The organism is Micromonospora sp. NPDC005206, assembly GCF_040608175.1.
Taxonomy (GTDB): Bacteria; Actinomycetota; Actinomycetes; order Mycobacteriales; family Micromonosporaceae; genus Micromonospora.
In genome coordinates this window covers 169,213-188,850 of the sequence record NZ_JBEXHU010000006.1, presented here as the reverse complement: position 1 = coordinate 188,850, position 19,638 = coordinate 169,213, and the positions used below count along the sequence as shown (strand labels likewise).

Annotated in this window: 16 protein-coding genes and 2 pseudogenes; 6 read left to right on the top strand and 12 right to left on the bottom strand. The window is 72.1% G+C overall.

All coding sequences use genetic code 11. The features are described 5' to 3' along the window. Entirely contained in the window at nt 1–693 is a 693-nt protein-coding gene (locus ABZU69_RS10960; RefSeq protein WP_354964190.1) for an ABC transporter ATP-binding protein, read from the bottom strand. Continuing rightward, nucleotides 680–1,441 (bottom strand): ABC transporter ATP-binding protein, encoded by a 762-nt coding sequence (locus ABZU69_RS10955; RefSeq protein ID WP_354964189.1) that lies wholly within the window; start codon nt 1,439–1,441, stop codon nt 680–682. Before ABZU69_RS10955 ends, ABZU69_RS10960 begins: the two co-directional genes overlap by 14 nt. 223 nt (nt 1,442–1,664) lie before the next feature. Between ABZU69_RS10955 and ABZU69_RS10950 the strand changes: the two genes are divergently transcribed. Then, nucleotides 1,665–2,522, top strand: coding sequence for an SPFH domain-containing protein (locus ABZU69_RS10950; protein ID WP_354964188.1), 858 nt, complete (start codon nt 1,665–1,667; stop codon nt 2,520–2,522). A gap of 48 nt (nt 2,523–2,570) precedes the next feature. On the opposite strand, the gene ABZU69_RS10945 is transcribed toward ABZU69_RS10950, so the two are convergent. Beyond that, a complete protein-coding gene (locus ABZU69_RS10945) occupies nt 2,571–3,770 on the bottom strand; it encodes an FAD-dependent monooxygenase (RefSeq protein WP_354964187.1) in 1,200 nt (399 codons plus the stop codon). A 186-nt stretch (nt 3,771–3,956) separates the two neighbouring features. Here ABZU69_RS10945 and ABZU69_RS10940 point away from each other — a divergent pair, with 186 nt between their 5' ends. After that, nucleotides 3,957–4,913 (top strand): TetR/AcrR family transcriptional regulator C-terminal domain-containing protein, encoded by a 957-nt coding sequence (locus ABZU69_RS10940; RefSeq protein WP_354964186.1) that lies wholly within the window; start codon nt 3,957–3,959, stop codon nt 4,911–4,913. Here the strand turns inward: ABZU69_RS10940 and ABZU69_RS10935 are convergent. The 3 genes from ABZU69_RS10935 to ABZU69_RS10925 are packed head-to-tail and all read right to left on the bottom strand — an operon-like array spanning nt 4,897 to nt 8,185. Then, nucleotides 4,897–6,009 (bottom strand): zinc-binding dehydrogenase, encoded by a 1,113-nt coding sequence (locus ABZU69_RS10935; RefSeq protein ID WP_354964185.1) that lies wholly within the window; start codon nt 6,007–6,009, stop codon nt 4,897–4,899. The two genes, ABZU69_RS10940 and ABZU69_RS10935, sit on opposite strands and share 17 nt — an antisense overlap. After that, complete coding sequence (locus tag ABZU69_RS10930; protein ID WP_354964184.1) at nt 6,006–7,463, bottom strand: aldehyde dehydrogenase family protein; 1,458 nt, start codon at nt 7,461–7,463, stop codon at nt 6,006–6,008. The genes ABZU69_RS10935 and ABZU69_RS10930 overlap by 4 nt, the downstream gene beginning before the upstream one ends. Nucleotides 7,464–7,519: 56 nt before the next feature. Then, nucleotides 7,520–8,185, bottom strand: coding sequence for a TetR/AcrR family transcriptional regulator (locus tag ABZU69_RS10925; protein ID WP_354964183.1), 666 nt, complete (start codon nt 8,183–8,185; stop codon nt 7,520–7,522). 98 nt (nt 8,186–8,283) lie between these two features. Between ABZU69_RS10925 and ABZU69_RS10920 the strand changes: the two genes are divergently transcribed. Next, entirely contained in the window at nt 8,284–9,456 is a 1,173-nt protein-coding gene (locus tag ABZU69_RS10920) for an acyl-CoA dehydrogenase family protein (RefSeq protein ID WP_354964182.1), read from the top strand. A gap of 21 nt (nt 9,457–9,477) precedes the next feature. Here ABZU69_RS10920 and ABZU69_RS10915 read toward each other — a convergent pair whose 3' ends face one another. The 4 genes and pseudogenes from ABZU69_RS10915 to ABZU69_RS10900 form a co-directional block, all read right to left on the bottom strand. Further along, nucleotides 9,478–10,515, bottom strand: a complete 1,038-nt coding sequence (locus ABZU69_RS10915) for an aminotransferase class V-fold PLP-dependent enzyme (protein WP_354964181.1) — start codon at nt 10,513–10,515, stop codon at nt 9,478–9,480. Between the two features lie 194 nt (nt 10,516–10,709). Then, nucleotides 10,710–12,896, bottom strand: coding sequence for an FUSC family protein (locus ABZU69_RS10910; RefSeq protein WP_354964180.1), 2,187 nt, complete (start codon nt 12,894–12,896; stop codon nt 10,710–10,712). A 102-nt stretch (nt 12,897–12,998) separates the two neighbouring features. Beyond that, a complete protein-coding gene (locus ABZU69_RS10905) occupies nt 12,999–13,370 on the bottom strand; it encodes an RICIN domain-containing protein (RefSeq protein ID WP_354964334.1) in 372 nt (123 codons plus the stop codon). 174 nt (nt 13,371–13,544) lie between these two features. Next, nucleotides 13,545–15,134, bottom strand: a pseudogene (locus ABZU69_RS10900) (serine/threonine-protein kinase); the annotation flags it as partial. Nucleotides 15,135–15,358: 224 nt separating this feature from the next. Here ABZU69_RS10900 and ABZU69_RS10895 point away from each other — a divergent pair. The 3 genes and pseudogenes from ABZU69_RS10895 to ABZU69_RS10885 form a co-directional block, all read left to right on the top strand. Further along, nucleotides 15,359–15,940, top strand: a complete 582-nt coding sequence (locus tag ABZU69_RS10895; RefSeq protein ID WP_354964179.1) for a hypothetical protein — start codon at nt 15,359–15,361, stop codon at nt 15,938–15,940. A 149-nt stretch (nt 15,941–16,089) separates the two neighbouring features. Next, nucleotides 16,090–17,181, top strand: coding sequence for a hypothetical protein (locus ABZU69_RS10890; protein WP_354964178.1), 1,092 nt, complete (start codon nt 16,090–16,092; stop codon nt 17,179–17,181). 39 nt (nt 17,182–17,220) lie between these two features. Further along, nucleotides 17,221–17,484: pseudogene (locus tag ABZU69_RS10885) on the top strand (XRE family transcriptional regulator); the annotation flags it as partial. Nucleotides 17,485–17,487: 3 nt separating this feature from the next. On the opposite strand, the gene ABZU69_RS10880 reads toward ABZU69_RS10885, so the two are convergent. Both ABZU69_RS10880 and ABZU69_RS10875 read right to left on the bottom strand, forming a co-directional pair. Further along, the gene (locus ABZU69_RS10880) at nt 17,488–18,054 is read right to left on the bottom strand and encodes an NUDIX hydrolase (RefSeq protein ID WP_354964177.1); all 567 of its coding nucleotides are present in this window, start codon (nt 18,052–18,054) and stop codon (nt 17,488–17,490) included. A gap of 112 nt (nt 18,055–18,166) precedes the next feature. Then, nucleotides 18,167–19,558 (bottom strand): cation:dicarboxylase symporter family transporter, encoded by a 1,392-nt coding sequence (locus ABZU69_RS10875; RefSeq protein WP_354964176.1) that lies wholly within the window; start codon nt 19,556–19,558, stop codon nt 18,167–18,169. Nucleotides 19,559–19,638: the final 80 nt, after the last annotated feature.

The window sequence follows — 19,638 nt, the reverse complement described above, 5'->3', positions numbered from 1 at the left end:
TCAGATTCCGAGGTACGCCAGCAGCTCGCGTTCCCGCGAGCGCACCTCGGAGTTGTCCATCGCCTCGGCGACGCGTCCCTCGGCCAGCAGGTAGTGCCGGTCGGCGACGCCGGTGGCGAAGTGCAGGTTCTGTTCGACCAGCAGCACGGTCACCCCGTGCCGTTTGGCTTCCCGCAGCAGGTCACCGACCTGCTGCACCAACAGTGGAGAGAGCCCCTCGGTGGGCTCGTCGCAGAGCAGCAGCCGGGCGCCCATCCGCAGCACCCGGGCCAGCGCGAGCATCTGCTGCTCGCCGCCGGAGAGCATGGTGGCCGCGGAGTCACGCCGGGTGTAGAGGGCGGGGAACGCCTCGTACACCCGCTCCAGCGACCACGGGTCCGGGCCGGCCCGGGGCGGCAGGGTGAGGTTCTCGGTCACGGTCAGCGTGGCGTAGCTGCCCCGGTCGTCGGGCACCCAGCCCAGCCCGAGCCAGGCCCGCCGGTGCGCCGGCAGCTTCCCGACGTCCCGCCCGTCCAGCTCGACCGTGCCGCGCTGGCCGGAGTGCAGCCCCATCACGCAGCGCAGCAGGGTGGACTTGCCGGCGCCGTTGCGCCCGACGAGGGTGACCACCTCGCCGGCGGCGACGTCCAGGCTGACGTCCCGCAGCACCTGCGCCTCGCCGTACCAGGCGGACAGGTTCTCAATGCGCAGCATCAGCGGCTCCCAGGTAGGCGGTGATCACACGCTCGTCCGCGCGGACCTGCTCGTACGGGCCCTCGACGAGGACCTTGCCGGCCTGGAGCACGGTGACGGTGTCGGCGAGCCGGCCGACCACGCTCATGTTGTGCTCGACCATCACCACGGTCCGGCCCTGGCGGACCCGGCCGATCAGCTCGACGGTGCGGTCGACGTCTTCGAGGCCCATCCCGGCGGTCGGCTCGTCGAGCAGCAGCACCTTCGGGTCCAGCGCCAGGGCGATGGCCAGTTCCAGGGCGCGCTTGCGGCCGTACGCCAGCGCCTCGGAGGGGGCGTCCGCCAACTCGGCCAACCCCACCATGGCCAGCAGTTCGTCGGCGCGCCCGGTGTAGCGGCCCATCAGCTTCGCGGACCGCCAGAACCGCCAGCCCAACCCGCTGGACGACTGCAGCGCCAGCGCGACGTGCTCACGTGCGGACAACTGCGGGAAGAGGCTGGTGATCTGGAACGAGCGGGCCACGCCGAGCCGGGCGACCTGCTCCGGGGGCAGCCCGGTGACGTCCCGCCCGGCCAGCTCGATCCGCCCGCCGCTGGGCCGCAGGAAGCCGGTGAGCAGGTTGAACAGGGTGGTCTTGCCGGCGCCGTTGGGGCCGACCAGCGCGTGCACACTCTCCGGCGCGACGTCGAGATCGACGTCGTCGACCGCCCGGAAGCCCCGGAAGTCTCGGGTCAGCCCACGGGCCGACAGGAGCGCTTGCCCGGCCATCGCCTCATCCTCCGCAGGGTCGCGGCGACGTCCGATCGGTGACCGTGGTCACAGGGCCGTCGCGTGGAGGAAACCTACGGCCGGTCCTGCGAGTCGAGCCATGTCGATGGCATCCATATTCGGCCGGCAGGAGACGTGCTGAAACCCCACTCCCCGACGTCACCAACTTGACCGAGCCCCCTAGGTTGATGATCCACACAGCCCAGCGAAAGGCCCCCGACCCATGCCTGTCGGCTTCACCATGGCGATCGTCTTCGCCGTCGCCCTGGCGGTCTGCGCCGTCCTGGCGCTCGTCGCCCCGAGAACCGCCGTGAAGCGGACGGCCGCCCTCGCGGCGCTCGGCTGCCTCGCCCTCACGCTGCTGATCGGCGTCGCCTCCAGCGCCCACTCCGTACCGATCCGCTCGGTCGGCATCGTCACCAGCTTCGGCAAGCCCACCGGTGAGGTGACCGGCTCGGGCCTGAAGTGGGTGGCGCCCTGGCAGAAGGTCGGCGAGTGGGACGCGGGCCGGCAGAAGTACGACCACATCGGCGGCAACAACTGCGTACGGGTCCGCACCGGCACGCTCGCCGACGCCTGCGTCGAGGTGCTCATCGAGTGGCAGGTCAAGCCGGAGAACGCGCCGAAGCAGTTCATGGACTACAAGGGGGACTTCACCAGCTTCCGTGGCCAGAGGGTGGGCGTGCAGCTCGACAGCGCGGTCAACGACGCGTTCGCGGCGTACAACCCGCTGGAGAAGATCGACGCCCAGACCGGCGACCTGAACGTCGACCTGAAGCCCTTCGCGGCGAACATCAAGACCAGCGCGGAGACCCGGCTCGCCGCCGACGTCGACATCCTCTCGGTGACCATCACCCGGGTGAACCACGACGAGAAGACCGAGGGCAACATCAAGGCGTTCCAGGACAAGCTGGCCCAGACCCGCAACCTGGAGCAGGACCGCAAGAACGCCGAGATCTCCAAGCAGATCACCGAGACCAACGCGAAGGTCGACAAGGTGACCCGCTGCCTGGAGATCGCCGAGAAGAACGGGGCCAACCCGGGACTCTGCATCAACCCGGGCATCGTCACCGGCAAGTGACCGGGACCGGCCCACCCGCTCCGGGTGGGCCGGGTCACCCGGCGATCGTCACGCGGCGACGGCGTACTCCGGCAGGGTCAACCCGTCGGCCCGGCTGAAGACGAGCCTGGTCGTGAGCGCCCGCAACGGGCGGGAGGTCATCGCCCGCATGGACGCGTCGCGCAGCCGGATCGCGGTCCGTGTCGCCGGCAGGAAGCCGGAGACGCCTCCGCCTGGTAGATCCTGGCCGCGCGCCACGTGCGCCCGCAGCGTCTCCTCGTAGCGGCGGTACGCGATCACGTGGTCACCCCGGGCCGCCGCCAGCTCACCGGCGAGCACGTACGCCCCGACCAGGGACAGGCTGGTTCCCTGCCCGGTCAGCGGGGACGGGCACCAGGCGGCGTCGCCGAGCAGCGCCACCCGCCCGGTGCTCCAGGTGTCCATCCGCACCTGCCCGTAGGAGTCGAAATAGAAGTCGGGGGCGTCGGGCATCGCGGCCAGCAGTTCCCCGGTCCGCCAGCCGACGTCGGCGAAGCGCTCGGTGAGGAGTCGCTGCTGGGCGTTCCGGTCCCGGCGGTCCAGGTCGAGCGGTGGGGAGACGAAGCTGAACAGCGCGCTGGTCGTGCCGTGCCGGGTCGGACGGGTGCCCACCACCCGACCGCCCGGAGCGTTGTGCAGCTCGAACCAGCCCGTCTCGTTCCGGTACGGGGTCGTGAAGTAGGCCAGGTAGGCCCCGAGCGGCCGGACGTACGCCGACTCGGGGCCGAAGGCCAGAGCCCGGGTACGCGAGTGCGAGCCGTCCGCCCCGACGACCAGGCCCACGGTCCGCGGGGCGGATCGCGCGAAGGTGAGCCGCACCCCGTCCCCGGTCTGGGTGAGTGTCTCAATCGAGTCGTCGAAGATGTACTCCACGTCGGCGCGGGTCTCCTCGTACAGCAGACGGGCCAGGTCGCCGCGCTCGATCTCGATGTCGGCGACGATGCCCTCGCCGCCGAAGGCGTGCACCGGCATCCGGTAACGCGTCCGACCCCGCGCGTCGACGCCCGCCATGCCCTGCTCCCGGACGCACTCGGCCCGGATCCGGGCGGTGAGCCCCATCCGGTCGACGACCTCCCGGGCGGTCCCCCGCACGTCCACCGCCTGCCCGCCGGGGCGGAGCCCGGTCGCCCGCTCCACGACGGTGACGGCGAAGCCGTTCCGGCGCAGCCAGAAGGCCGGCGCGGGGCCGGCCACACCGGCGCCGGAGATGAGTACGGTCCTGTCGTCCATCGCACCGCTCCTGAGATCGAGCTTTACACCGTCAACCCAGCCGTCACCGCGGCTCGGACGGGAGGTCGTCCCGCGCAGCGAACGGTAGTTACACAGGGATCCATGCGCTCGGCCCGACCTAGTACGCTGCGCCAGGGAGAGCCGCCGGGCGCGGCACGTACTAGTACGCTGCACCGGAGGTGCGCCATGACCGGTTCCGAGCCGCCGTACCGGCTGATCGCCGCGGAGATCCGCCGCCGGGTCGACCTCGGGGAGCTGCGTCCGGGCGATCGGGTGCCGTCGGCCCGGCAGCTCACCCGCGAGCACGGGGTGGCCATCGCCACCGCCACCAAGGTCCTCGCACTGCTGCGCGACGAGGGTCTGGTGCTGACCCGACCGGGCGCGGGCACGGTGGTGGCCCCGGCCCGCGCGGCGGTGCCGCAGGTGCGCCGGAGCGGTGCCGGCGCGGAGCCGAACCTGACCCGGGAGCGGCTGATCCGGGCCGCGATCGCCTGGGCCGACGCGGACGGCCTGGCTGCCGTGTCGATGCGGCAGATCGCCGCCGAGCTGGGCGTGTCCACGATGTCGCTCTACCGGCACGTGCGCGGCCGGGACGAGCTGATCCTGACCATGGCCGACACGGTTCTGGCCAACGCGCCGCTGCCGGCCGTTCCGCCGGCCGGGTGGCGGGCCCAGCTGGAGCTGCTGGGCCGAGCGCAGTGGGCGACCTACCGGCGGCACCGCTGGCTGCCGCACGCCATCTCGATCGCCCGTCCGCAGGTGCTGCCCCACGCCATGGCGCACACCGAGTGGGGCCTGCGGGCCACCGCCGGCCTGGGCCTCGACCGGCACGTGCGCTGGCACGTCGCCATCGCCCTGTTGGCGTACGTCCGCGGAATCGCGACGAACCTGGAGATGCGGGCGCAGGCGGAGCAGGACACCGGCCTCACCGACGACGAGTGGGTGGACCGTCAGGTGGCCACGTTCCAGCACGCGATCACGAGCCGCGGCTACTCCACGATGGCCGCGCTCACGGACGAGGGCGACCTGGACCTCGACCTGGAGAGCGTCTTCGAGTTCGGCCTGCGGCGGCTCCTCGACGGCTACGCCGCGCTGATCGAGCAGCCGCCGCAGGCCGACCCTCAGCTCAGTCCGGGAAGCTGACCACCCAGCGGGCGCCCTCGCCCCGGGCGAGCCGGTCGAACGCGGCCGGCGCCTCGTCGAGGGTGACCACCCCGCTGACCAGCGGTGCCAGGTCGAGCGTGCCGTCGAGCGCGGCCCGGGCCAGCTCGGGCACCTCCCGATCCGGGTCGGACGAGCCGTACACCGAGGAGCGCAGGGTCCGGGCGGAGTGGAAGATGTCGAGCGCGCCGAGGCTGACGATGTCGTCCTTCGCGCCCATGCCGACCACGGTCACCGCTCCCCCGCGCCGGGTGAGCCGCCAGGCCGCCCGGATGGTGGCGGCGCGGCCGACGCACTCGAAGGCGTGGTCGACGCCCCGGCCCTCGGTGCGTGCCCGTACCTCCTTGGAGAGCCGGTCGTCGGAGAGCAGGAAGTCGGTCGCGCCGGCGGCGAGCGCCAGGTCGCGCTTGGCCTCGGCGATGTCGATGGCGAGGATCGACGTGGCGCCGGCCCGGCGGGCGGCGGTGAGCACGGCGAGCCCGACCCCACCGAGCCCGATCACCGCCACCGACTCGCCGGGAGCCACCCGGGCGGTGTTGCCGACCGCGCCTATGCCGGTGAGCACCGCGCAGCCGAGCAGCGCGGCCTGCTCGGGCGGCAGCCCGCCGGGGATGGCGATGACGGCGCTCTCGGGCACCACCACCGCCTCGGCGAGCGCGCCGAGGCCGAGGGTCAGGTGCAGTCCGGTGCCGTCGTCGGTCTCGCCGCGCGCCACCGTCGGGGCGGTGTTCGCGGCGCAGAGCCACGGCTCGTCGTGCTGACACCACCAGCAGGCCCGGCACGCGGGCGCCCAGTTGAGGGCCACCGGCGTGCCGACCGCCAATCGGGTGTTCGGCCCGGCCTCGGCCACCACCCCGGTCGCCTCGTGCCCGAGCACCAGCGGGAACCTCGCGGCCAGGGTGCCGTTCACCATGGACAGGTCCGAGTGGCAGACGCCGGCCGCGGTGATCGTCACCCGCAGGTCGCCGGGGCCGGGCGCGGGCAGGCGTACCCGCTCGACCCGCAGCTCGGCGCCGGCCCCTCGCGCGACCAGCGCGCGGACGGTGACCGGCCCGGCCGGGGCCGGCTCGGGGCTCATCGCTGGATCGCCTTCAGCTCGCTGAACTCGGCCAGCCCGTGCACACCCAACTCCCGGCCGAGGCCGGACTGTTTGTAACCGCCGAACGGGGCGAGCGGGTTGAACGGCGCTCCGTTGATGTCGACAGCGCCGGTACGCAGCCGCCGGGCCACTGCGAGCGCCGCGTCGGTGTCGGCGGACCACACCGCGCCGGCCAGCCCGTACTTCGAGTTGTTGGCGATGGCCACCGCCTCGTCGGTGTCGGCGAACGGGATGACGGCGAGCACCGGGCCGAAGACCTCCTCCTGGGCGAGCGCGCTGTCCGGGTGCACGTCAGCGAAGACGGTCGGGGCGACGTAGTGTCCCTGGGCCGGCACCGGGGCGTCCGGGCCACCGGCGACCAGCCGGGCCCCGTCGGCGAGAGCCCGGTCGACGTGGCCGCGGACGCGCTCGGCCTGGGCGGCGGAGACCAGCGGGCCGAGCCGGGTCGCCGGGTCGAACGGGTCGCCGAGGCGGTAGCCGGCGACGGCGGCGGCGACCAGGTCGAGGGCCTCGGCGTACCGGTCGCGGTGCACCAGCATCCGGGTCCACGCGGTGCAGGTCTGGCCGGAGTTGATCAGGGCGTTGCCGACGCCGACCTTGACCGCGGCGGCCAGGTCGGCGTCGGGGAGGATCACGTTGGCGGACTTGCCGCCCAGCTCCAGCGCGACCCGGGCGATGCGGTCGGCGGCGAGCCGCATGATCCGGGCGCCGGTGGCGGTGGAGCCGGTGAACGAGACCAGGTCGACGTCGGGGTGCCCGGCGAGCGCCTCGCCGACCACCGGGCCGATGCCGGGGACCAGGTTGAGCACACCCGGCGGCAGCCCGGCCTCGGTGACCGCGTCGAAGAGCAGGTACGCGGTCAGCGGGGTCAGCTCGCTGGGCTTGAGCACCACCGTGCAGCCGGCGGCCAGCGCGGGTGCCAGCTTCGCCATCACCTGGTGCAGCGGGTAGTTCCACGGGGTGATGGCGCCGACGACGCCGATCGGCTCGCGGACGACGAGGGAGTTGCCGATGCTCTCCTCGATTGGTGGTCGGGCGGCGAGCGCGATGTGGTCGCGCAGCACGATCAGCGGCAGCCCGACGTGCACCCGGGTGGCGAGCTTGAGCGGGGCGCCCAGCTCCACCGCGATGGTGCGGGCGAGGTCGTCGGCGCGCGCGGCGAGCGCGGTGTGCAGCCGGTCGAGGTGAGCGGAGCGCTCGGCGGCGGTGGCGGCCGACCAGCCGGGGAAGGCGGCGCGCGCCGCGGCCACGGCCCGGTCCACATCGGCCGGCGTGCCGGCGGGCACCTGCCCGACCAGCTCGCCGGTGCTCGGGGTCTCCACTGCGATCACCTCGCCGGCGGTGGACTCGGTCCACTGGCCGGCGATGTGCAGGTGGCGCCGGAGGCGCAGGGCGTCGGGCAGCAGCTGCGACGGCGCGGCGGCGAGGTCCATGTCGTCCCTTCGGGGGTGGGCGATGGGCGATGAAACTAGCGCTGGGAGTTTCGACGCTACCCGCTGGACCGGGCGGACTCCACCGGACCGAGGGGGCCGACGGTGCGGGCGTACTCGGCGGCCAGGCCGTGCAGCAGGGCGTCCAGGCCGAGGGCGAACGCGCCCTCGTCCACGCTCTGCTGGTGCTCGGCGAGCCGGTGCGCCTGGCGCAGGTGCGGGTAGTGCGCGGCGTACAGCTCGGGGTCCTCGACGAAGCCGCGGGCGAACGAGCCGAGCGCCGACCCGGCCACGAAGTAGCGCAGCGCGGCGCCGATGTGGGTGGCCCGGGCCGGCGGCCAGCCGGCGCGCACCAGCCCGCCGTAGACCGCGTCCGCCATGGCCAGCGCGGCCGGCCGACGGCCGGGCCCCTGGGCCAGGTACGGCACGATGTTCGGGTGCGCGGTGAGCGCCCGCCGGTACGACCAGGCCCAGTCGCGCAGCGCGGTGACCCAGTCCCGGCTGGCGAAGCCACCGGTGTCCACCGCGGCGGTGACCGCGTCGGCGACCGCGTCCAGGATCTCGTCCTTGGTGGCGAAGTGGTTGTAGAGCGACGGACCACGCACGCCCAGCTCGGCGGCGAGCCGGCGGGTGGAGAACGCCGGCAGGCCCTCGGCGTCGATCACCGCGGTGGCGGTCTCGACGATGAGCTGCCGGGTGAGCCGGGGCTGGCGTGGTCGGGGCACTGCGCTCCTCGCGGGTCTCGGCCGTGGGGTCTGGACGCGGCAAAACTTACACCGCTAGTTTAAGGGTGACCGGCAGCACCGACGCCAGGAGGACCACCGTGGACTTTTCGCTGACCGACGAGGAGCGGGCGGTACGGGACACCGTCCGGTCGTTCATCCGCCGCGAGGTGATGCCGCTGGAGGAGGAGGTGCTCCGCCGGGAACGGGCGCACCAGCCGGGCCTGGACCACTCCGAGGTGCGCGAGCTGCAACTCAAGGCTCGCAAGTTCGGCTTCTGGGGCCTGGCCACCCCGGAGGAGTACGGCGGGATGGACCTGCCGGCGGTGCTCCAGTCGCTGATCTGGACCGAGCTGGGCCACACGTTCGTGCCGTTCCGTTTCGGTGGCGAGGCGGACAACATCCTGTTCCACGCCACCGAGGAGCAGAAGCGGGAGTTCCTCATCCCGACCATCGAGGGCCAGCGGCGCTCCTGCTTCGCGATCACCGAGCCGGGTGCCGGTTCGGACGCGGCGAACATTCGGCTGTCCGCCCGCCGCGACGGCGACGACTGGATCCTGGACGGCGAGAAGACGTTCATCACCGGCGGCAACGACGCCGACTTCGCCATCGTGGTGGCGGTGACCGACCGGGAGAAGGGCGCCCGCAACGGCGGCGCCACCGCGTTCCTGGTGGAGCGGGCGATGGGCTGGCGCTCGGAGTTCATCCAGACCATGGGCGAGGGCGGGCCCGCGTCGCTGATCTTCGACGGCGTACGCGTGCCGCACCGCAACATCCTCGGCGAGGTCGGGCAGGGCTTCACGCTGGGCATGGAGTGGATCGGCAAGGGCCGCTACACCATCCCCTCGCACGCCATCGGCATCGCCGAGCGGGTCCTTCAGATGGCCATCGACCACGCCAACACCCGGGAGACGTTCGGCTCGAAGATCGGCACCAACCAGGCCATCCAGTGGATGATCGCCGACTCGGAGACCGAGCTGGAGGCGGCCCGCTGGCTCGTGTTGAAGTCGGCGTGGACGGTCGACCAGGGCATGGACCCCCGGCACGCCTCGTCGATGGGCAAGCTCTACGGCGCCGGAATGGTCAACCGCGTGGTCGACCGGGTGCTCCAGATCCACGGCGGCATGGGCTACACCCGTGAGCTGCCCATCGAGCGCTGGTACCGGCAGGTCCGGCTCTACCGGATCTTCGAGGGCACCGACGAGATGCAGCGCCTGATCATCTCGCGCGACCTGCTGCGCGGGTACACGAAGATCGGCGGTCACCTGGCCTGAGCGGGGGTGGTGCTGACCAGCTCAGCTGGTCAGCGCCGTCAGGGCGGCGTCCACATCGGCCTCGGTGGAGTAGATGTGGAAGGAGGCCCGGACCCGGCCGGCGCGCACCGCTGCCCGGATGCCGGCCGCCGTCAGGCGCCGCTCCGCGTCGGGCACGTCGACGGTGACGATGGCGCTCTCCCCCGGCGGCCGGCCCAGCCCGGTCAGGAACCGGTTGGCCAGCGCCACGTCGTGTGCCCGGATCGCCGGCACGCCGATCTCGGCGACCAACTCCAGGGCGGGAGCCGCGCCGACCCAGCTGAACCAGGCCGGTGAGATGTCGAACCGGCGGGCGTCGTCGGCGAGCCGCAGCGGCGGTCCGTAGTAGGAGGCGTGCGGGTCGCGGCCCGCGTACCAGCCGGCGGCGTCGGGGCGCAGCCGGTCACGCAACGCCGGTGCCAGATAGGCGTACGCGGTGCCGCGCGGGTTCATCAGCCACTTGTAGCCGCCCACCGCCACCACGTCGGCCCGGCTCGCGTCAAACGGCAGCCAGCCGCACGCCTGGGTGGCGTCCACCACCACCAGCGCGCCGTGCGCGCGGGCCGCGGCCACGATCTCGTCGTACGCCGCGACAGCCCCGTCGGCCGACTGCACCAGGCTGAACGCGACCAGATCGGTGTCGGCGTCGATCGCGTCGACCAGCGACTCCAGCGGCACCGTCCGGACCTTGACCCCGCGATCCTCCTGGACCAGCCAGGGGAACAGGTTCGAGGTGAACTCGACCTCGGGGACCACCACCGTGGCACCGGCCGGCAGCGCCGCCGCGACCGGCGCGAGAATCTGGGACACGGCCGCACCGACCGCCACGTCACCGACCGGCACCCCGATCAGGCCGGCGATCGCGGTACGCGCCCGCTGCACGGAGTCTCCCCAGCCTTCCCACGACGTACGGCCGACCCGCCAGTCGGCCAGGGCCTCCTGCATCGCCGTCCAGGCCGGCTCGGGCGGCAGCCCGTAGGAGGCGGTGTTCAGCCAGCCGGGCTCCGGCTTCCACAACTGCTGTGCCTGCTCGATGTCCACGGGACCGACGCTAGGCGGGACGGCCCGGGTTCGGCACGGCCAATCGGCGGCCGGCGGCCTGCGGCGCATGGACGAGCCACCTGTGCGCCCTGCGCGGCGGGCCGGTCCCTGACGAGCGTGATGACTCTGAGGTATAGATATGACACTGAGGTATAACGCTCACGAACATCCTGCCGCCCCAACGGGCTGAGCCGTCACGGCTTCCCACCTCGGCCGGACACGTCACCGCCGCCCGGCGGGTGGATCCGGGAGAGGCTGTCGGCGAGACCGGCCAGCCAACGGTCGACCTCCACCAGATGCCGGATCGAGGACTGGGAGCCGACCGCACCCAGCAGGGGGCGGATCCGGTCGAGTTCGTCGACGCAGTCAGCCGGCGGGGGCACCGGGCCCGACGGCCGGCCGTGCGCGACCTCGTCGGCGAGGTCGTCGTACTCCGATCGCAGTTGACCTGCGGAGTCCCGTAGTAACGGCGCCACCGCGGGCCAGCCCGCGAGGCAGCCGGGTGGGTTGCGCCGCAGCAACGACTCGGCGGCGGGCACCGCGCGGTGCCCAGCGGCCAGGACGGCGTCCCAGTCCACGCGCCGGCTCGGCGGCTCGGGCCGCTCCGTGTGGTACTGGCAGTAGGACGAGTCGACGAGGACCATGCTCCTGCGGACCCGTTCGAAAGCCTGGTCGGGCCGAGGGCCGCCGAGCACCGCCCGGATGGTCTGGTCGACCGCGTCCGCGCTGGCCTCCAGGTAGCGGCCGGCGTTGCGCCGCAGGTCGCGGCTCGCGCCGCGCGGCCACATGGCGATGCCGGCGACCACGCCGATCACGGCGCCGAGCACGACGTCGACCAGGCGGGCCGCGGCGAGTCGCCATCCTTCGGGGGCGAGCTGGGCGAAGACGAACGTCAGCAGCACGGTGAACAGGGCCTGCTGCCAGACCGGCCCCAGCAGGCGGCCCACGCCGAAGGCCAGCATCAGGGTGAACGGCAACGCGATGGCGTACACGATGGGCTCCTGGACGAGGAGCAGGAGCCCGCCGCTGACGACGACCCCGGCGATCGTGCCGAGCACGGCGGGCCGCAGCGCCGTGCGGGTGTCCGCCGCCGAGGTGCGCAGGACGGTGAGGGTCGCCAGGAGCACCCAGAAGCCGTGGGTGAGCGACAACACCCCGGCGGCCACCCGCGCGACGGCCAGCGCCACGGCCAGCCGCAGCGAGCTGTGCAGGTAGTCGGATCGGGGCGCCAGGTGGAGGCGGAACTGTCGCCAGTACAGCGTCCACGGGCCATGCCGCGCGTACTCGAACTGCCCCGAGACCTCCTCGCCCTCGAGCCGTGACCCGTTGGCCACCCGGGCACCGACGGCGAGAACCCGTACCTGGTCGGCGAGGGCCAGCGCCGTCGCGTCCCGGCACAACCGGGGCACGTCCGGCGCGTGGCGGTCGTCGCCCTCTCCAACGGGGTACGCCCTCTCGGCCCGCCCGATCGCGGCGTCCAGGTCGCCGAGGTCGACCGGCGGTGCACCCGGCGCCAGGCTCCCGCCAGCGGCACGGGTCGTCTCGGCACACGAGCTCAGCAGCCGCGCCGCGGCTAGGTCCGGGATCGGCTCCGGCGGCGCGTCCGCCGCCAACCGGTCCGCCTCGGCGAGCACCTCCCGCAACGCCGCCGCGCAGATTCGCAACGCCCGGTCCCGAGCGCCCGCCGCGGTGGGTGCCCACTCCGGGGGATTGCGGCCCAACGCGAGGCCGGCCACCGCGTCGTACGCCCGCTCGCGCCGTGTGTCCCGACCGCCGTGACCGCCCCGCGGATCGGTCAACAGGGCGGCGGTGGCCTCCAGGAACGCCGCGACGCCACCAGTGGCCTCGACGAGACGCTGCCGGTAGGTGACCGGCACCGGATCGGGCCAGAGGAACACCTCGGCCACCGCGAGCAGCACGACGGCGAGCGTGACCCCCGCCAGCCGCTCCGGCAGGGTGTCCGGCTGGTACGGCGGGAAGGACGCCAGGATGTAGAAGAGCTGGAACGCGCTGGCCAGCCCGACCAGGCGCGGGTTGCCGACCCCGGCGAACGCCACGACGAACCCGATGACCAGCATTCCGCCGGCGGCCGCCCAGGTGCTCCACGCCAGCAGGGTGCCCGCGGCGATCAGGGCCCAGACCGCCGGCAGTGACGTGACGAGGATCCGCGCCCGCTGGGGCGCCGGACCGGGCAGCTGCGCGAACGACCCGGCGGCGACCACGCCGAACAGACCGTACGTGGCGAGCATCGGGCTGCCCGCGCCGTAGCGGCAGGCGTAGAAGACGACGGACGCGACGAGGGTCAGGCGTGCCGCGCGCCGCAGGACGGCATCCCCCGGGTCACGGCTGCGAAGCCGGCCCAGGAGGCTGGTTCCGAGCACGCCGGCTCCCCCGGGTTCGTCGCAGCGCCCTCCCCGGCCCACCATTTTCCATGGAGCCTCCCGGTGGCGGCGGGTTTCGCGCCGAATAGCCCGCGTCAGCGCTCAGCTGGCCCGCCACTTCTGGTTCGCCTGCCCGTTGCACTGCCAGAGCTGCAGGCGGGCGCCGTTGTCGGGGTTCTGGTCGAGCACGTCGACGCATCTGTCCGCCCTGGTGTTCACCAGGTCGTGGGCCTTGTTCAGGGTGAACTTCTGGGACCCCGCGCCGGTGCAGTCGGCCAGCTGGACAGCGGCCCCGTTCTCGGTGGAGTGGCCGGCGACGTCCAGGCACTTGCCCATCGAGCGGACCGTGCCGTCCGCCGGGAAGGTCCACAGCTGCTTGGCGGTCCGGCGGCAGTCCCAGATCTGGAGTCGAGCACCGGCGGTGGCGTTGCCGTCCGGGATGTCGATGCAGCGGTCACTGGCGAAGCCGACGATCTGCTTCCCGGTGGGCGTGTTGGTCGGCGTCGGCGACGGGGGCGCTGGCGGTGCCGACGGCTGCTGCGCCGGATTCCCCGGGCCGGTCGTCGCGCCGCTGCCCGGCCGCGGCGACGACTGCCCTGCGTCCCCGGACGGCGGTGGGCCGGCCGATCTCGACGGCGAGCCGCCCGTGACGGGCAGGCCCTGGAAACCATCCGTGATCAGCGCGAAGACACCCGCGCTGGCCGACCACTCGGCCGCCGAGGTGGTCCAGCCGATCGTGTACGCGTGGCCGTTGTGACCGACGAAGGCGCGGCTCACCGCGCGCATCGGCGTACCGTCCTCGGCGGTGTACGTCCACTCCCATTGCGCCGCCCGTGCCTGGTAGCGCAGCGCGGCGAGCCGGACCTGCCGGTACTTGGCGTACCGCTTGCGTTCCGCCTTCTCCCGCGCCCGTAGCTCGGCGGCCAGGTCCGCCGGGACGCGGCGGAGTTCGTCGACGACGAGCACGCGGCTGCCGTCCGGCTCGCGGAATTCGGCCCGCTCACCGTTTCGCCGCGGCTGCCAGCCGTCCGGCACCGGTACGAGGAAGCGCGGATCGTCGCGGTGGTAGTGCCAGCCGGCGGGCGGCGGTGGCAGCACCCTGGACACCGGCGTCTCGGCGATGGGCGACGGGTTCGCGGTCGGCATCGCCACCTGGCGGTCGCCCGCTCCGCCGGACATTCCGCGGTTCACCAACGCCGCACTCACCAACGACACGAGCAGCAGGGCAGCGGCGAGTGACCCGATCAGCCGACCCCGACGCCTGCGGACCGGCGTTGGAACAGGCGCGTCGGGGACGGCCGGTGACGCTGGCGGACCGGACCCGACGGTGACGAACTCGGGCACGATCTGCGGACGAGAATCGTCGCCGGTGTTGATCCGGGCGGCCGGCACATCCGGGTCGACGGCGCGGCGCAGTAGGCGATCCGCCTCCTCGGCGCTGATCCGCTGAGCCGGCTCCCGCCGCAGCAGTCCTTCGAGGAGCGGGTTCAGCAGCCCGGCTCGCTGCGGCGGTGGTGGCGCCTCGGTGGCGAGGGCGGCGAGCGTGGCGATCGGGGACGAGCGTTGATAGGGGGTACGTCCCTCCACCGCCGCGTAGAGGGTGGCGCCGAGTGACCAGAGGTTGGCGGCGGGGCCGACGTCGCCGTCGGTGGCCCGCTCCGGTGCGAGGTACGCGGGCGAGCCGAGCACCATGCCGGTCTGCGTCATGCGCGGGTCGCCGGGGAGGGTGGCCAGACCGAAGTCGGTCAGCACCACCCTGCCGTCGTCGGCGAGCAGCACATTGGCCGGCTTGACGTCGCGGTGCAGCACGCCGGCCTGGTGTGCCGCCCGCAGCGCGCCCAGCACACCCAGCCCGATCCGCGCGGCGCGGGCCACCGGCATCGGACCCTCTGATTCGAGCACCTCGTGCAGGGAACGGGACGGGACGAGCTCCATCACGATCCAGGGGTCGTCGCCGGAGTGCAGCACGTCGAAGACGCGTACCACGTTGCCATGACCCAGGCGGGCGACGGCCCGAGCCTCGCGCATGGACCGTTCGCGCATCTCCCGACGCTCGTCGTCACGCAGACCGGGCGGTGCCACCAACTCCTTGATGGCCACGTCCCGCTGGAGCATCTCGTCACGGGCCTGCCACACACGGCCCATTCCGCCCTGTCCGAGCGGACGTACCAGCCGGTAGCGATTGGCAATCAACTGTCGAGGGGTGTCGGGCACGACAGGAAGGTGCCTGGCGATCATTACGTGCCCAATTCTTCCCGACAGGTGGAAAGCGACAGTTGGATATGTCACACGCGGCTTTCGGCGGCCTCCACTGGACCATTCCGACACAACTCCACTATGCACGCCCACTGTCGCCCAACGCGATGTTACCAATGCGTATATCGGCGATCTGATATGAATATCGAATGAACTCGAATCCCGTCGAGACCCGTACGGCACGGCCTCCGGCCGGACCGGGGCCCATGCAGGGCATCTGGACCAGGCCGAACCTGCTCTGGGGCCTCACGTTCCTGATGGTGACGCTGACTGCCTGCACGCCCCCGAGCGACTCCAGCCGCCCTGCCACACCGTCTGTCGATGGCGCGGCCACGGCAACGGCCGGAAGCAGTGGTGAGACGCCGTGCACGACATCGGCAGCGGCGATGCCCACGCCACCGGAGGGTTATCGGCTCGTGGGCGAGAATGCGGCGGTGCCGGGCCGCACGGTGCTGCCCGCGGAGGAATCGGGCGAGGCCGATCCAGCAGCTCGGCTATTTGCCAAATGGGGATTGGTCGTACGCGCCGGAACTGTCGTTGACCTTCAGGTGGCGCCCGGATGGGAAGACGACGCCCGGATCGGATGGGGCGCTTCGGGAACGCCCGCGGCGACCGCCCGGGTGCACGCCTGCGCGCCCACGGAGGGACAACCTCAGTGGATGGCCTTCGTCGGCGGCACGTGGGTTGCACGAGCCACCTGCCTACCGCTCATCGTCCGGTCGGACGGGCGGCAGGACCGAGTCAACCTCGGCATCGGCCGTCCCTGCGACGAAACCAACACGCCGTAGCCCCAGGCCGTCTGAAAGCAGCTGACCGATGACCACGACGCTCCGGAGCCGTGGTGGGCGGCGCATCCTGGCAGGATGTTCCGGTGCGCTTCACCCCTCACCTCGTAACGTCCTTCCGGATGCCGTCGAACGCCCCTCGCGTACCCGATATGGCCAGCACCGCCGACACTCCCGCCGTCCAGCGGTGGCCGCATCGCCGGCTCGTCGTGATCCGCCGGCACGACGAGCTGTTGGCATACGACCTCGACCGGCTCCTCAGCGGCGACGACACTCCCGCCGCGCGGTTCCCGGCGCCATGGCCGCGTGGGGCGGGCGGGGTCGATGCGGTGAGCCCTACCCTCGACCTGGCGGTCTTCAGCGGCCAGCACGCTCTGCACGCGGTCGACCAGACCGGCACGCTGCGCTGGAGTGTGCGGCACGCGTGCTGGGGCTCCCCCTGCTCGTCGCTCCACGAGTCCTACGAGGAGTACGCGGGCACCGACGAGCACCGCTATCCCGATCGGGGCTCGTGCGCGATCAGCGCGGACGGCTCGACGGCTTGGGCGCACGTACGCACCCCTCTGCCCGACGACGCGGAGGCGGAGTACGACGAGGAGTGGCTCGTGATCGACGCCACCGACGGTCGCATCCTGGGACGGGCCTCGACCGACACCGCAGCCGCCGGCTCCCACCACGTTCCCCACCCCGACCCCGGCCAGATGGGCATCAGCATCGGCGAAGGCCAGGACGGTGTCCCGCTGCGGTGGGGCCGGTGGGACGGCGTCCAACTCACCGTCACCTCGATCGGGGATGACGACCGTTCCCTCATCGACGTCAGCCCGTCCGGGAGACTGTTGCTCACGGTCGCCCACCATCAGGGAGACCTGGCGGTCCATCGGCTTCCCGACGGTGCGGTGCTGCACGAGGTTGCCGCCGACCAGCTTCAGGCCCACCCGCAACCACCGTCGGACACGGCGGAGGAGCCCTACTGGGACTACCAGTGCGGCTTCGTCGACGAGCGCACGGTGATCGCGAGCGCCGACGAGAACGATGAGGAGTACGGTCGCCCGCAGCATTGGCTCGTCGACGCGTCGCAGGGTGACGTGCTCGGTCGGGTCGAGTACTCGATGCCCATTTCAGAGAGCCCGATGGCGCTCGGCGACGGCACATGGCTCACCTGCGGCGAGGACCCGTTCCAGCTCCTGCTGTGGAGTCTTTCCCCGGTGGAACGTGTCTCGTCTACCGCAACCACTCAGCCGTGATGGAGTGACCGCTTCGGTGTGAACTCTCGGCGGGGCGGCCGGTCTCTTCGGATGGACGAGCAGTACGTCCGCGGCAAGGCCTTCAACCTCGCCCTTCTCGCCACGGCGCAGGCGCAGCCAGGGGAACCGGAGCGGGCTTGCCTCGTCGGGGCGGAAGCATTGACTCTGACCACACGGCTCCAATCGGCCAGGGCCGCCCGCTACGTACGCGACCTGCAAGCTGAACTCGTGCCCTACCGCCGACGACCCACCGTTCAACAATTCATCCGGCGGGTCGACGCGGTCCTCGGCACCCGGCGCTGACGCCTACAACTCCCCACGCGCCTGTCGGGCAACCAACTCCAGTACTGCGATCACCGTCCCGGCCCCGACGATCTCGCCTTGTGCCACGAGCTCCCGCGCCTCGGCCAGCGGGATCCAGGCGACCCGCTCGGCCTCGTTCACGTCGACCGGACCATCCGTGTGCTCCGCCGCCCGGGAGAGGAAGAGGAGGTTCTCGGCGTCCGCGGTGCCCACCCATGGTTGGAACGACAGGAGCGGCTCGACCTGGTGCGGACGCCACCCGGTCTCCTCCTCCACCTCGCGTACGGCGCACACATCGGGCTGCTCGTCACTATCGACGTAGCCGCCGGGCAACTCCCACACCCATCGGTCGAACACGAACCGGTGCCGCCGCATGAGCAGCAGGCGCTCGCGATCGTCGAGGACCGCGACCATGGCCGACCGGGGTGCTCGAATCACGTACTGCTCGAACCGTCCGCCGTCAGGCAACTCCACGTCGGCGATGCTCAGCCGCGCTCGCCGGGTATCGTCGACGCTTCGCTCACCGTGAATGGTCCACCGGGTCAGCTCCGTCGGCTGCTCGTCCGTCATCGGCTCAGTATCGACTCACTCCGCCCGCCTCGATCGGTGCCCACATCTGTTGTGAACCCGGGGTCCCGCTGCCGTTGAGCAGGCGGGACCCCGGGGTGTCTCTTCAACGAGGTCAGACCGACGCCCCGACTGGCGCGGCCGGCTCGTCGGCGGGCCGCCGCGACGCCGACTCGTCCTCGTTGTCGTGCTCGTCGAGCATTGTCGCCTCGTCGAACGGGTCGTCGCCGCGCAGCACCTCAACCGCCCGATCCCGATCAAATTCCCCGGTCCACGTCCCCACCAGCACGGTCGCGACCGCGTTGCCGGCGAAGTTCGTCAACGCCCGTGCCTCCGACATGAACCGGTCGATGCCCACGATCAAACCGACCCCGTCCACCAGGTCGGGCCGGTGCGACTGAAGCCCACCGGCCAGCGTCGCCAGCCCGGCGCCGGTGACCCCCGCCGCTCCCTTGGAAGCGATGATCATGAACAGCAGCAGCGAGATCTGCTCACCGATCGACAGCGGCTTGCCCATGGCGTCGGCGATGAACAGTGACGCCATGGTCAGGTAGATCGCCGTGCCGTCCAGGTTGAACGAGTACCCGGTCGGCACCGTGATGCCCACGACCGGCTTGCTCACCCCGAAGTGCTCCATCTTGGCGATCAGCCGCGGCAGCGCCGACTCCGACGACGAGGTCGACAGGATCAGCAGGAACTCCCGGCCGAGGTACCGCAGCAGCGAGAAGATCGAGATCCGGGCCACGAACCACAGCAGCGCGCCGAGGACGACCAGCACGAAAATCAGGCAGGTCGCGTAGAAGCCGACCATGATCTGCGCGAGGCTCTTGAGCGCGTCCACGCCGGTCGCGCCGACCACGGCGGCCATGGCACCAAACGCGCCGATCGGCGCCAGCCACATGATCATGGCGAGCACCTTGAAGACCACCCGCTGGATGACGCCAATGGCGCTCAGCACCGGCTCACCGCGCCGGCCCATCGCCTGTACGGCGAAGCCGACGAGCAGAGCGACCAGCAGCGTCTGGAGCACCTCCCCTTCGGTGAGCGCGGAGAGCAGCGTGGTCGGGATGACCCCGAGCAGGAAGTCCGCCGTACCCCCGGCCTCGTCGCCCGCGGCGGCCTTGCCCGCGCCGGCGAGGTCCTGACCCAGGTCCAGGCCGGAGCCGGGGTGGATGAGGTTGCCGACCACCAGGCCGATGGCGAGCGCGACGGTCGACATGGTCAGGAAGTAGCCGAGGGCGAGTCCGCCGACCTTGCCGACCTTCGCGGCCTGCCGGACGGAGCCGACGCCCAGCACGATGGTGCAAAAGATGACCGGGCTGATCATCATCTTGATCAGGTTGACGAAGCCGGTGCCGATCGGCTTGAGTTCCTTGCCGAAATCAGGGGCGACCAGGCCGACCACGATGCCGGCCAGCACGGCGACGATGACGGCCAGGTAGAGGTAACGGGTACGGTCCCGACGGACCGGCGGCGCCGGTGTGGTGGTGGTTGCGGTGGAGTCCATGTCGACAATGTGAAGCGCGTCTCACCCGTTGACAGCCTTGCGGTCATTCTGTTCACCGCGGAAGCAGCAACGGCACCGGC

What these genes read in the sequence shown, in the direction of transcription:
- ABZU69_RS10945 (WP_354964187.1), bottom strand. Translation starts at nt 3,770, where the DNA reads ATGGACGACAGGACCGTACTCATCTCCGGCGCCGGTGTGGCCGGCCCC.
- ABZU69_RS10875 (WP_354964176.1), bottom strand. Translation starts at nt 19,558, where the DNA reads ATGGACTCCACCGCAACCACCACCACACCGGCGCCGCCGGTCCGTCGG.
- ABZU69_RS10930 (WP_354964184.1), bottom strand. Translation starts at nt 7,463, where the DNA reads ATGGACCTCGCCGCCGCGCCGTCGCAGCTGCTGCCCGACGCCCTGCGC.
- ABZU69_RS10960 (WP_354964190.1), bottom strand. Translation starts at nt 693, where the DNA reads ATGCTGCGCATTGAGAACCTGTCCGCCTGGTACGGCGAGGCGCAGGTG.
- ABZU69_RS10955 (WP_354964189.1), bottom strand. Translation starts at nt 1,441, where the DNA reads ATGGCCGGGCAAGCGCTCCTGTCGGCCCGTGGGCTGACCCGAGACTTC.
- ABZU69_RS10935 (WP_354964185.1), bottom strand. Translation starts at nt 6,009, where the DNA reads ATGAGCCCCGAGCCGGCCCCGGCCGGGCCGGTCACCGTCCGCGCGCTG.
- ABZU69_RS10890 (WP_354964178.1), top strand. Translation starts at nt 16,090, where the DNA reads ATGGCCAGCACCGCCGACACTCCCGCCGTCCAGCGGTGGCCGCATCGC.
- ABZU69_RS10895 (WP_354964179.1), top strand. Translation starts at nt 15,359, where the DNA reads ATGCAGGGCATCTGGACCAGGCCGAACCTGCTCTGGGGCCTCACGTTC.
- ABZU69_RS10950 (WP_354964188.1), top strand. Translation starts at nt 1,665, where the DNA reads ATGCCTGTCGGCTTCACCATGGCGATCGTCTTCGCCGTCGCCCTGGCG.
- ABZU69_RS10940 (WP_354964186.1), top strand. Translation starts at nt 3,957, where the DNA reads ATGACCGGTTCCGAGCCGCCGTACCGGCTGATCGCCGCGGAGATCCGC.
- ABZU69_RS10880 (WP_354964177.1), bottom strand. Translation starts at nt 18,054, where the DNA reads ATGACGGACGAGCAGCCGACGGAGCTGACCCGGTGGACCATTCACGGT.